This is a genomic window from Microcoleus asticus IPMA8, from assembly GCF_013179805.1.
GTDB lineage: Bacteria > Cyanobacteriota > Cyanobacteriia > Cyanobacteriales > Microcoleaceae > Microcoleus > Microcoleus asticus.
On sequence record NZ_SRRZ01000003.1, the window covers coordinates 11,846 to 24,215 of the forward strand.

A 12,370-nucleotide genomic window follows, 5' to 3' on the forward strand; every position below is an offset into this window, starting at 1 on the left:
GCCTTCATCGGCGGTTAAAAAGATCGTATCAAACAATTAGTGACTATCCGCGTGATACCCAAATCAATTAACTTTTGCATATCCGCTCGATCGTCCACCGTCCAGGCCACAATGTCAACTCCCTGACTCCGGCTTTCTTGAATTAGTGCGGGGTTTTCCAGCAACACGCGGTACTGGCTGCTAATCAAATTATCCCGATGCGCCACAGCTTGAGCAAATTGAGTTTTGTACGCTTCTAGATTAGCAACAATGTGTCCGATCGCCAAATCGCCAGATAGCCGCCGCACTTGTTCCAGAAATCCATCGTTAAAGGAAGTAATAACGCATTTGTGTTGGATTTTTTCCCCCTTCAAAGTATTGACAAAATCCGCGACATCTGCATCAGACCACTCGCAGTGAGGTTTGACATCAAAGTAAAGAAATTTGTCAACATTTTTGAGGATAGCTAATGATTCTTTTAAGGTAGGAATTTTTTGTTGTGAAAATTCATCGCTAAACCATTTTCCCGCATTAAGTGTTTGCAATTCAGACAGAGTTTTTTCCCTAACTTTGCCAGAAACTCCAGTGATTCTATCTAATGTGGCGTCGTGAAAAATCACTGATACGTTGTCGGCGGATAGCTGGATGTCAAATTCGATCGAATGAGCTCCACGGGCGATCGCCAGTTCAAAAGCTGCTAAAGTATTCTCGGGGGCGATCGCCGAAAATCCCCGATGTGCGATAATTTCTAAATTCACTGTCTTGTGCCCTCTAAAAAATCTGCCACAGTTTGATTAAAAGTTTCCGGTTGAGTCAAAAAAGACCAGTGATTCCCCGGTACTTTTGCAACGGTAAGATTTTTCAAGTATCTTTTGTATGGCTGCATTTGCCAATCCATGCGATTTACGCCTTTTTCCGGCTGTACAAACAAAGTCTGGATATCAATATTTTCTGTTAAACCGGCAACTTTCATCACTTCTGCAAATATCTGATTTCGGGCTGCAATCGCAAATTTACTGCCCCAAGTTCCGTCGGATTTTTGTTCGATTTGGTGTTGGAATACCATTTGCTGCACGTCACTCCAATCTGCGTATTCTCGCGATTGTTTTGCTGCTGCTTCTGCTTGGGATAAAGTCGCAAATGGGCCCACACATTTGAGACAGTCTAATTTTCGGTAAACAATTGGCAGAGTGAGTTTAATGGCGGCGGGCAGTTTTGTGATGAAGATTGGGTCTACTAAAATCATACTGCAAAAGCGATCGGGATTTTGCCTCGCCCAAATCGCTGCTAGTTTTCCCGTCCAAGAATGTCCTAAAATGTGGGCGTCTGGCCAGTTGAGATGTGCCATCAAAGCTTCTAAATCTGCGATCGCACTTTCAAAAGTATAGCCTGTTTTCGGTTTGCTACTTTCTCCGTGACCGCGCATATCTGGCACTACAATATGATAGCGGTTGGACAAGTAATGGCCCAAGCTACTCCAGACACACGCACTATCTGCTAAACCGTGCAGCAGCAGCAAACGGGGAGATTTTTCTTTCCCAGTTTCTGGCTGCCATTCTAGGTATGAAAGTTCGATTTCTGGTAAGTGCAAAGTCTTACGAGTTGGCATGATTAGGGTATTTTATAGTTGAATAAACTTAATTTAACCTCATTTATACTATTTTTATTAACAGGCAAGATGCCTGTTCCACAAAGAGTGGAGTTTATTGGACTGTTTTCTTAAACAGGCTTTCCGGCTTATTTCACAAAGAATAAGTCTTCTGTTTATGGGGTGGGCTTCTAGCCCGCCCTTCTGACTTAACCTTTGCCCTTCAAACTCAACAATATAAACTGAGTTTTCTGCGCTTCATCAAAATTGTCATCGCTGACCAAAACTAGACTTTGGCTGCCATCTGGCAAGCGCGGGCCGAGGGTCATCCCTTCTAAATTGTACAGGGGAATTCCGAGTTCGCTTAAATCTAGCAGCAACTTTTTCTTAACAGGTTCGACCATTGCCACTCGCCCTTTAAAACTCTGGATTCTCGAAGTATCTGTAGCCGCCCCAACCGCTAATTGATAAATCCTAGCGCTGTATCCCGACAGCCCAAAAGAACGTTCTAAACTCAGAATCTGACCGCCACCGACAGTTACTAATTCTGTTAAACCGTTCAAAATAGTCATGGGAACTTGGTCGAGCTTGTAAAGATTTTCTGAGACTAATTGCGGCGTTTTATCGACGATGATATAATGTAAAAGACGGATTTTGCTTGCCTGTTCCGGGTCTAAATCTTGCATTAACGGCGCTTCCGTAGCTGCAAACAAACGAAACGGATCGAGACCGCCCGGACTAAAAGTTTCTGGGTCGATGGTTAAAGATTCAAAACCTAAATTGTCCACCACTCCTTGCTGCTGTTTTTCATCGCTGGCATCGGGAATATAGCGCTTTGGTATCGGCAATTGTCCCCGCATTTGCCCTGTTTTGAGGTCAAATTCACCGAGAAAAGGAGGGATACCAACATGAGTAACGCCTTCGCTGGCGACAAATACTGAGTTGCGGGGAGAAAGGGCGATGCCTTCGGGATTGATGGAACCCCAAGAGAAGGTTTCACCGTCTGCTTTTTTGAGGGAGGTAACACCTTCAACGGTAACTTTTTTTAGGCCAATATTTGCTGGGTCACTTGATGTGAGGTCGAGTCGGAGGCTGTAAAATCTCGCTTCTCCGTTTTCGCTGGGGTCGTCGGAAAGAGCGTAAAAGCGATAAGCTTTGGAAGTGACCGCGCTAATACCTTTCGGGTCGTAGGTAATTCCTGACAAACCGCCGACCGGTACTCCTTCAAAATTGATTTTTGGCAATTGGTACTCGCCCAAAAATTCTAGAGACATTTCTGGAAAAGAGCGGTCTTTTGCAACTGCGGGAGGGGGGGCGCAAGCTGTGCAAACAGTTAAGAGAATTAGGGCTAGACTGAATAAGCGTAAAATACGTTGGCGAAGCCCTCGAAGAGGATCGCCCAGCGCCTTTAAATCCCAATAATTGCTCAGTGCGGTAATTTTTTTGTTGTTGCTCTTGTTGAACTGTTTGCTTTTGTGCCATCTTTGTGACATAATTTATACCGTTTTGTAGATATGCAAAACTTGATGTTTCCAGAAGTAATGCCGAATCGCGGCAACCAAATTTTGAGAATGAGAAGTTCTGTGCCAATTGGGTGCTTGCTTTTCTTGTGGCTGTGTGCTGGTTCGATTGCTAGCGCCCAAACTAATCCACCAGGCCTCGATCAATTTTCTCCTAATCCTCTAGAAATTACCACACCCGATCCCCTAACTCCCGCTAATGAATCTTTGAGCAGCACTCAGCGGGAGGAACTGACAGGGGCTTTGGAAGAGTTAAACTTAGAAGCAGCGGCTAAACTGCAAGCTGGAGACGGCGCGGGTGCTTTTGAAATTTGGTTCCGAGAATTGCGGCTGCGGAGGTATCTGGGCCCGGCGGCGGAAATTGCTGCTTTGAGTAGGGTGGGAAGTGTTGCTTGGAGTAACGGTAAAAACCTCGAACTACAGCTTATTACCAAACGGTTGCAAGCAATTCAAAAACAAGTCAAATCCCAAGTACCACTTAATACTGAGTTGCTCCCCACCTTGGTTGCGGCTTTTCAGCAGGTGCGCGCTAAAGGCCCGACTGTAGAAGTTTACCAAGAAATTCTCGAAAATGCGCGCCAAAACGAAGATATCTTGGCTCAAGGTCAGATTTTGAAGGCGATCGGGCTAATTCACATCAATTGGTTGAGTTACGATAAAGCTGCTCCCGTGTATGAGGAATTGGCAACTTTAATTCAGGAAAACCGCGCTTTATTTGCTGCTAATTCTGCTGTGCCAAATTCTGCTGTAGTTGCGGGAAACGGCGCGCCGCCGCAGCCTGTAACTCCTCCAACTGAGGTAGATACTCTGAGACAATTGGCCTACGTTTACCAGCAGTCGAAACAACCCCTAAAAGCGATCGCAGCCAGGGAAAAACTAGCATCAGTGTATCTTAACTTACAAAATCCCAGCGCTATACCACCGCTCAAAATTGCGATCGCCAGCGATTACCAAACCATAGGTCAAATCAATTTAGCAGCTCAATACTATCAGGAAGCATACAATTTAGCCGTCCCCATTCAACAGTATGCTCAGGCTAGCGAAGCTTTGGATAAATTAGCATTGCTTTACCGAGCGCAAAAGCAGTGGGAGCCGACTTTGCGGATTTATCAAATGCAGTTGCTGTTAGAAGAGCGGGCTTACAATTTTTACGGATTGATGAATGCTTACGACAATATCGGTCAAGTTTATCAAGAGATGACGGCTTACGATAAAGCTTTGGAAGCCTATCAAAAAGGGTTAGAAGTGGCTAAAAGATTGGGACACCGACAAGAGTATTTTGATAAGAAGATTCTCAAGGTGAACAAGCAATTGCAAAGAACTTCGTAGTTGTCTGCAGGCAATAATGACAAATTGCAATGTGAGTAATTTAAATGCAGTAAGGTGTGCATTGCACACCCTACAAAATTACTTTTGACTCGTAGGTTTCTCGGGAGATAGAGTAATAAAGTACATCAGTTTCGTAATAACGAGCATTTTTTTCATATTTCATGCCAACTTTCTGTATCACCCGCTGCGAGGCGATATTTTCTGGGCGTGCGATCGCAACTATTCTATCCAAGTTTAATATTTGAAATCCATAATTTAGACTAGCAAAAGATGCTTCAGTCGCCAATCCTTGATTCCAGTAAACTTTGTCGATCGCATAGCCAAGCTCAACTTCCGGTGTTTTGTCCAGAAAAGCAAGTCCGCAGCGACCGATCAATTTACGGTCTATTTTATGTACTAAAGCCCACATTCCGAAGTTGTTTTGTTCCCAACGTTGGAGCATGGTATGAATGGCGATTGCTGTTTCTTCTTTAGTTTTAACTCCTGTGAGGTATTTCATTATTTCTGCATCACTGTAAATACGGTACAGCTCATCTAAATCTTCAGGCGTAAATTGTCTCAGATACAATCGGGCTGTCTCTATTTCGTGCATAATTTATCAGTACAAAATCTAATACACTTTCATTAAGACGACGGTGAAATGTAGAATCAATCTCTTCAATGCAGTGAACGGCATTTTGAAAATCCAGCATTTGAGCCAGCAAATAAAACCAGTGGCCAACTCTATGTCTAAAGGTATAAAGTGGCAAGTAGCGGGTATCCGCAATTGTAATAAATATGGGTGACTGAGCGCTGTATGGTTGGATAATTTGCTGGATCTGTAGAAGATTTCCTAATTTGACTGACTCTATTTGCTACAATTATTAGTTGGACTATATTGTACAGCTTTTTTGCTAAAAGCTGAGCGAACCGATCTCGCCCGCCCGCCCTACAAGCCGCGCAGCGAAAAAAAAGCTCGATCTTCTCAGCAAAAGCCCCGGAGTTTAGCAGAATACTAGCTTCTGCAATCTAAAATCTAACATCTAAAATCTAACATCGGATGACAATTTCCTCACCAGTAACAGACACCAAAAACAAATCCGGCCAGGAAACAGACTGGCGGTTATTTCTGAGGTTGGCATCTTACGCAACCCGCAGCAAACGCTTGCTGATTATTTCGATCGCACTATTAGTACCGCTAGCAGTCTCAGGAGCAGTTCAACCGATTCTCATCGGACAGGCAATTTCGGTAATTCGCTCGGAACCTACCTACGAATTATTGCGGGGATTGCCTTTATCTGCTGCATTGAATCTTCTGGCAGTTTTGCTCATGCTAACTATAACAGTTAGATTGGCACTGCAATCACTTCAAGGCTATTTAGTCACGAAAGTAGGGCAAATAATTACTACAGATATTAGAAATGATTTGTTCACGCACGTCACATCGCTAGCAGTGAGATTTTTCGATCGCACTCCTGTAGGCAAACTGATGACTCGCCTCACCAGCGATGTAGAAGCTTTGGGAGAGGTTTTCTCTTCAGGAGCGATCGGCATTGTCAGCGATTTATTTTCTATTTTAGTAATTGCCATTTTCATGTTTACCATGCAGTGGCAACTAGCTTTAATGTTGGTGCTGATGATGATACCAATTACCGCAGTCATAGTTTATTTCCAGTATCAATATCGCCTCGCCAATTACACTACCAGAGAAGAACTTTCCGATCTCAACGCACAACTGCAAGAAAATTTGACTGGTATTGGCGTAGTGCAGCTATTCCGCCGCGAAAGATTCAACTCTGAATTGTTTCGGGTCACCAATAAACGGTACATTAAAGCCGTTGACACAACTATCTTTTATGACTCAGCCGTATCTGCGACTTTAGAATGGATTGCTTTAGTGGCCATCGCAGGGGTTTTGTGGATGGGCGGTCAAAGGGTTTTAGCCGGTAATCTTAACTTCGGTACTCTGTCTGCATTCATTTTATTTGCTCAGCGTCTCTTCGATCCGCTGCGGCAATTTGCTGAGAAATTCACGGCAATTCAAGCAGGATTTACCGCCGTCGAACGGATTAGCGATATTCTCAACGAACCGATCGAAATTAAAGATCCAACTAGCGGGAAGAAGGAAGAAGGAAGAGGGAAGAAGGAAGAAGGAAGAGGGAAGAGGGAAGAAGGAAGAAGGGCAGGTTATTCACCGTTGTTGATAACTGGACATCCAGAGGCAACTGCTTACAACTTGTCTCCGTTCGATGGAGAATTGGCAGATAATCATCAAAATCCAGCAAGTTCAGAATATCGTTTATTGTCTAACAATCCCAAATTACCCCCCAACCCGCCCAACCTTCGGAGGGGAGAAAATGCCAAATCGCAGAATTCTGAATCGGGAGAAATCCAATTTGACAACGTTTGGTTTGCTTACAAAGAAGACGAATATGTCCTGCAAAACCTCAATTTCACCATCAAATCCGGCGAAAAAGTAGCATTAGTCGGCCCTACCGGTGCGGGCAAAAGTTCGATTATCCGTCTTCTCTGTCGCCTTTACGAACCTAGTAAAGGGCGGATTCTGGTTAATCATGTGGATATTCGGGATTTGCCTCAAGCAGAGTTGCGCAGGCACATAGGAGTGATTATCCAAGATGGCTTTCTATTCGCTGGCGATGTGAAGAGCAATATTAGCCTGGGAGAAAATTACTCGATTGAGGAAATTCAAGCAGCAGCAGAAAAGACAAATGTTGCCCGTTTAATCGAACAGTTGCCTCAAGGTTATGACACGCAATTGCGGGAACGGGGAACCAATCTTTCGGGGGGACAAAAGCAATTATTAGCGTTTGCTCGCGCCGCTATTCGCAATCCCAGTATTTTAGTTCTAGACGAGGCAACGGCTAGTTTGGATGTGGGAACCGAAGCTTTAATCCAAGAAGCTCTAGAGCGTTTGATGGCAGACAGAACGGCGATTATTATTGCCCACAGGCTCTCGACTATCCGAAATGTCGATCGTATTTTAGTGCTCAAACGCGGGCAGTTAGTAGAGTCTGGCAGCCACGAAGAGTTGTTGCAGCAAGAAGGATTGTATGCCAGTTTGTACAAGTTGCAAATGCTGGGAAGTTAATATCTGAACGAAGAAGGAAGAGGGAAGAAGGAAGAAGGAAAATTCTCCGAATCCCCAGATACCCGGCTTCTGGAAGAAGTCGGGTATTTAAAAGAATCAAAAATAAAAAATCGGATTACTTGCCCGAAATCATTTTTCCTAGGGTTTCCGGCAGGTGAATTATATGTTGAAAAAGCTGGTTGGGCCCGATGCCAAACAATAACTGCATCGCCAGCACAATTGCTGCTAAAGCAATCGCTGTACCGATGCTGGCTTTCAATACTTTAAAAGCCCAATTAAATACTAGCCAAGATACAAGTAACGAAGCAATTAAGATAATTAGTTCTATTGGCATATAACATTTTTAACTTTATTTTAACTCTACATAACTTACGCAGCAATACCAAAGCAACCGGGTTTTTTATCTGTGTTAAAGGCTTAAATGCAGTATTTCCGTAATAACCCGGTTTCTGCGTCCAAGATTACTCTACTTATTACTTTAAGCAATACTGCCGCGCTTCCGTGTTTCCTTATAAGAAATTCCCACATTTTTTAAGCCTGCTTTAATCATTTGCTGCTCTAACAAAGCGAAAAAGCGACTTCGATCGCCCCCCGTGACTACCGCTTGATTGTGAGCTTCTGCTAGCGTCACCGGATACCCGCCGCCTTTGTGTACTTGAGCCAGCATCATTCCTAATGCTAAATCTAGCTGTGCTATATCTTGTGCTACCCATTCCGGCACTTCTATTCTAGCAATTTCTGTGCCAACGTGAACGTAACAGAAATAGACGGAATTAAGACCGTACAAATCTAAAATTCGAGCTTGCGATTTCCACAAAGGGCTTCTTTGTCCCGGTGACAGGATTGTTGCCCACAAGATGGCATCCCGCAAGGGTTCAAATTCTTGACAAGGTGCTTTGTCGGCGAAAGAAATTGTGGCGGCAAATCCGACGTTCGGGCAATTTGTCATGCAGTCTGGTACTTCGTGGGTGCAAGCTTCAAACCGTAAAAAAGATAAGCTTTCACTGCTGCGAGAAGCGCTTAAGTATCCTAACAGCGGAATTCCTGCTAAACGCAACTTGTCCCAAGCTTCTAAGATTGGCAGCAAAATTTGATCGCGCGCTTCGGTGGGTAACTGTTCCAAAAACCAATAAATCAGGGAACCGTCTACCATTGCTAAAGCTGGCGCGGGCAATTTATTGTCGTTAACTTTTGCCCAATTGCAGCCCATTTCTGCTAAAGCAATTGCTTCGGAAACTGCTCGCCGGTATCCCATCCATTCTTCGGTTCTAATTCCCCACTGTCGCGAACCGTACAAGTCTTCGGGTTTGTAGAAAACCTCGGGTACGCTGTCTAAAACTGGGTGGCGGCTTTGCCCGTAGTGCAGCATAACTGTGCCGACGTTTAGCAAGTAGCAGTAGGCTATTTCGTGATGGTTGGGGGAAATTTGCGAGCCGTCTGTGGCAAAGACTGTGTGAGCGGAGGGGGGTGCGGTGATGTAGGTGCGATCGGACAATGGCTCGATCGGCGTGGCAGCATTGAATAAAGTGCGATCGCGCCAATTCTCTTGCAATTCCACCAATTTTCCCTGTTCCGCTGCAGCCTTTACCAGCAAATTCTGAGCCACTTCCAAACGCTGGCGAGCCGCGTGAGCTTCCACATTCAAATGTTGGCTCATTCCCTGCATTGCCTTGGCTGCTTTAGTTAAATCGAGCATTGGTTTTAAGTTTCAATATTAGAAAGCTTTCAAGCTGAGAAATTATCAAAACACTTTTCAATTTTTGGGTTCCGAAGCTTGGTTATTTGTCATACACGCGGTCTGATAAACTAAAATACTTCGTACCAGCCCGCAGAAATAGCAAAAAAAAACAGTTTTTGAGGTCATTAGTACCTCCAATAGTCGCTCAAAAAAACATTATTTTGTCGATATCCTTGCTTTTTTGGGTGATTTTTGTTATATTTATTTTATAATGGGATGGTGGGAAAAATAATATTTTTTTTTCACCATCCCATTATATTAAAATACCATGTTTTCGCCGCAAAAGTCAACAAAAAAGATGTAAAATTTGTGAGTTTTTTTGACTCTGAAAAACAAAAACAATCCCACCTGCCAATAAATTGAAGATCAACATTCGCTCGGCAGCCAATCGGCAAAATCTCCGGCCAACTGCGACAGAGAAAGCAATTGAACTGGTGGATTTTGCGCTACAGATTCCCGTTCTGGCAAAGTATTGTAACCCCAATCAGCCAAAAATAACCTCACCTGAGATAAATCCGGCTGCTGCTTCACCGACAGCAAAGTTTTTAACCGATCTTCCACAAACCAAATAGTCGAATCTTTGGCAGACGCAGCCAAAAATTCCCGCAAAATTTGGTGTTTTGGCTTGTTGTATTCCTTGCCAAAAATTAACTCTGACGGCATTTGTACGCCTGCTAGCTGCAAAAGTTCCCACACAAAACGACCTTCCTTTGTAGTGACTATCGCCACTTTCACCGAACTCTCCTGCAAGGAGTGCAAGCGATCGGCTACCCCTGGATAAAAGCGGTGCAAAGACAGCCACCCAGCTAAATCCTCAGCAATCCAATTATCGCGCAATCCGTCTAACATAGCGCCGACAGACTGCGCTTTCAAATTATTTTCGGTCAATAAATGCGGTACTATATTCGGCCACTCCAGCAAAATTTGCTCTTCCGTAATTCCTGTCAGCAGTGCGCGGATCAGCAGCGGCATTTCCCAACCAGTTTCGATGGCGGGCCGCACTCGGTAAAAACTCAAAGCTAAATCTGGATCTGGCACTGTTTCGACTGGTTTCCAGATTTGACAGTAGGTACGCCAAGCTGTTTGGAAATATTCGATTAGTCCGTCACAAATTACACCGTCAAAATCAAGAGCCAGAATTGTCGGAAAGTTATTAGCCATCAATCGATTTTAGATTTTAGATTTTAGATTTTGGATTGAAGAATTGAAGAATTTGAGAATTGAACAAAGCGATATCACTGATGAATCCTGGGACTTGTTATCGGATACTATTTTTTTGTTGTGCCAGGATAAAGACGGGAGCTTGTACCCTGGCTGCTTTCGGTCATTGGATTGAATAATTGAAGAATTGAGTATGCACACACTCACCAATGATTGGTGAAGAGTGGTTATTAAAAAGACTGAACTAGCGGTTGAGCGGCAATCGATTCTAGTCCTTGGGACTGCAACAATTGCGTCCACTCGGTCGTCAGCCGCGAATCATCGGGTGCGATGCGCCGCATTTGGGCTAAAGTAGCAAGAGTCTCGTACCAAATCCCATTTTGAGCATAAGCAATCAGCCTCGCCCTCGGGTCTGGATTTGCCAAATCGCTCTTGAGAGTTGCCTGGGGTTCAATTCGCTGAATCCATCCTTTAACAATATAATCTCCGGAACGCTCTAGAGGATCGCAAGCTAGTGCAAACGACCACACATATCGCTTACCAACCTCAATATTTTTTGTCTTGTCTTTCTCAGAAATGCTAACTCCAACAATTCCGGCTTTGTCATTTTTGATAGTAGTTTCGTAGACTACTTCGGATTCATCTTCGTTTAGCAAAACAAACTCTACTTGAGCCGCCGGTTGAGAAACATATACAAAAAATGTTGGCGACTCTGTTAGCGTTAAACCAATATTGCTTTCAGGTATTAAGGGAGTAATTGATAAACCTTCGCGCAACTGACAGCCTCGATGCGTCCCCCCTTGTCGGTTGTCGGGGGCTGTGACATCTGGGGGTTGGAAATTAACATTCTGACTCAGCAGAATTGGTGCAGGCACAGCCTGCATCGGTGAAACCAAACTGGGGAGAGTAACGGCGATCGCCAATACAGCCATCGCCAGTGCAGTAAAATGTAGAAAACGTTTCATTTTTTCACCAACTTGTAGAGATATTAGAGATCGCATCTCTACTGTTAAGCCGGAGTTTAAACCTCGCGCGATCGGGTAAATTTGTCAATTTTTACATCGCAATCGGAAGACCGACAAAACTTCAAGAAATAGCGAGATTTAAAGAGGGCCAACCAGCGGTTGAGTTGCAACTGATTCCAGTCCTTGGGACTGCAATAATTGCGTCCATTTAGCTGTCAGCCTCGCATCCCCCGGTGTCTGGCGTCGCATTTGGGCTAAAGTAGCGAGAGTTTCGTACCAAATCCCATTTTTAGCGTAAACGTTGAGCCTAGTCATCGGGTCGGGATTTGCCAAATCACTCTTGAGAGTTGCCTGCGGTTCAATTCGCTGCACGAACCCTTTAACAACTAAATCAGCAGATCGGTCTTGGGGGTCGCAAACCATCGAAAACGACCACACGTATCGCTTACCAACTTCAAGGGATTTGTTGTTGCCCGTGGCAGGAATGCTCACTCCCACAATCCCGGATTTGTCAAGTTTAAAAGTTTTTTCATAGATCACTTTGTCCTCGTTGTCGTTCAACAAAGTAAACTCTATTTCTGCTGACGTTTGAGGAACATAGACAAAAATGGTGGGAGACTCTGTTACGGTTAAACCGATATTAGTTGGAGGTACTAAAGGAGTAATAGATAAACCCGCCGGACAAAGCTTGCTGCCGCGATGTGTCCCTCCTTGTCGGCTGCCGGGGGCTGTTACGTCGGGAGGCTGGAAATTAACATTTTGACTCAGCAGAAGCGGCTGGGATTGTGCCCGCATCGGTGCAAGTGAACTGGGGACGGTAGCTGCGATCGCAGATACGGCGACCGCAAGTGTAGCCCGATGTAGAAAACGTTTCATTTTGTTGTACCTTTCACTATAATATTGCAAACACAGGCATTCGCTGATGGCGACAAATATTTTTGAGCGGCTAGTCGAGGGCGCAGATACACAATTGGAACCTTGACATATCATCAATAACATTAA

At 44.3% G+C, this 12,370-nt stretch carries 11 protein-coding genes; 2 read left to right on the forward strand and 9 right to left on the reverse strand.

Features of this window, described 5'->3' with window-relative positions; all coding sequences use genetic code 11:
* Positions 1-14 precede the first annotated feature (14 nt).
* The 3 genes from E5S67_RS01295 to E5S67_RS01305 form a co-directional block, all read right to left on the reverse strand.
* Positions 15-737, reverse strand: coding sequence for a glycerophosphodiester phosphodiesterase family protein (locus E5S67_RS01295; RefSeq protein ID WP_172184691.1), 723 nt, complete (start codon positions 735-737; stop codon positions 15-17).
* Entirely contained in the window at positions 734-1,588 is an 855-nt protein-coding gene (locus E5S67_RS01300) for an alpha/beta fold hydrolase (protein ID WP_172184693.1), read from the reverse strand. Before E5S67_RS01300 ends, E5S67_RS01295 begins: the two co-directional genes overlap by 4 nt.
* 188 nt (positions 1,589-1,776) lie before the next feature.
* On the reverse strand, positions 1,777-3,060 hold the full coding sequence (locus tag E5S67_RS01305; RefSeq protein ID WP_172184695.1) for an esterase-like activity of phytase family protein: 1,284 nt from the start codon (positions 3,058-3,060) through the stop codon (positions 1,777-1,779).
* A gap of 21 nt (positions 3,061-3,081) precedes the next feature.
* Between E5S67_RS01305 and E5S67_RS01310 the strand changes: the two genes are divergently transcribed.
* Positions 3,082-4,416, forward strand: coding sequence for a tetratricopeptide repeat protein (locus tag E5S67_RS01310; RefSeq protein WP_172184697.1), 1,335 nt, complete (start codon positions 3,082-3,084; stop codon positions 4,414-4,416).
* Positions 4,417-4,486: 70 nt separating this feature from the next.
* Here E5S67_RS01310 and E5S67_RS01315 read toward each other — a convergent pair whose 3' ends face one another.
* Positions 4,487-5,008, reverse strand: coding sequence for a GNAT family N-acetyltransferase (locus tag E5S67_RS01315; RefSeq protein WP_172184699.1), 522 nt, complete (start codon positions 5,006-5,008; stop codon positions 4,487-4,489).
* Between the two features lie 447 nt (positions 5,009-5,455).
* Between E5S67_RS01315 and E5S67_RS01320 the strand changes: the two genes are divergently transcribed.
* Entirely contained in the window at positions 5,456-7,504 is a 2,049-nt protein-coding gene (locus E5S67_RS01320) for an ABC transporter ATP-binding protein (protein ID WP_172184701.1), read from the forward strand.
* A gap of 115 nt (positions 7,505-7,619) precedes the next feature.
* On the opposite strand, the gene E5S67_RS01325 is transcribed toward E5S67_RS01320, so the two are convergent.
* The 5 genes from E5S67_RS01325 to E5S67_RS01345 all read right to left on the reverse strand — a co-directional run bounded on the left by E5S67_RS01325 (position 7,620) and on the right by E5S67_RS01345 (position 12,244).
* Positions 7,620-7,838, reverse strand: a complete 219-nt coding sequence (locus E5S67_RS01325) for a hypothetical protein (RefSeq protein ID WP_172184703.1) — start codon at positions 7,836-7,838, stop codon at positions 7,620-7,622.
* A 144-nt stretch (positions 7,839-7,982) separates the two neighbouring features.
* Positions 7,983-9,200 (reverse strand): DNA double-strand break repair nuclease NurA, encoded by a 1,218-nt coding sequence (locus E5S67_RS01330; RefSeq protein WP_172184705.1) that lies wholly within the window; start codon positions 9,198-9,200, stop codon positions 7,983-7,985.
* A gap of 408 nt (positions 9,201-9,608) precedes the next feature.
* Positions 9,609-10,403, reverse strand: coding sequence for an HAD family hydrolase (locus E5S67_RS01335; protein ID WP_172184707.1), 795 nt, complete (start codon positions 10,401-10,403; stop codon positions 9,609-9,611).
* A 230-nt stretch (positions 10,404-10,633) separates the two neighbouring features.
* The gene (locus E5S67_RS01340) at positions 10,634-11,368 is read right to left on the reverse strand and encodes a DUF928 domain-containing protein (protein WP_172184709.1); all 735 of its coding nucleotides are present in this window, start codon (positions 11,366-11,368) and stop codon (positions 10,634-10,636) included.
* Between the two features lie 138 nt (positions 11,369-11,506).
* On the reverse strand, positions 11,507-12,244 hold the full coding sequence (locus E5S67_RS01345) for a DUF928 domain-containing protein (RefSeq protein WP_172184711.1): 738 nt from the start codon (positions 12,242-12,244) through the stop codon (positions 11,507-11,509).
* Between the last annotated feature and the right edge of the window lie 126 nt (positions 12,245-12,370).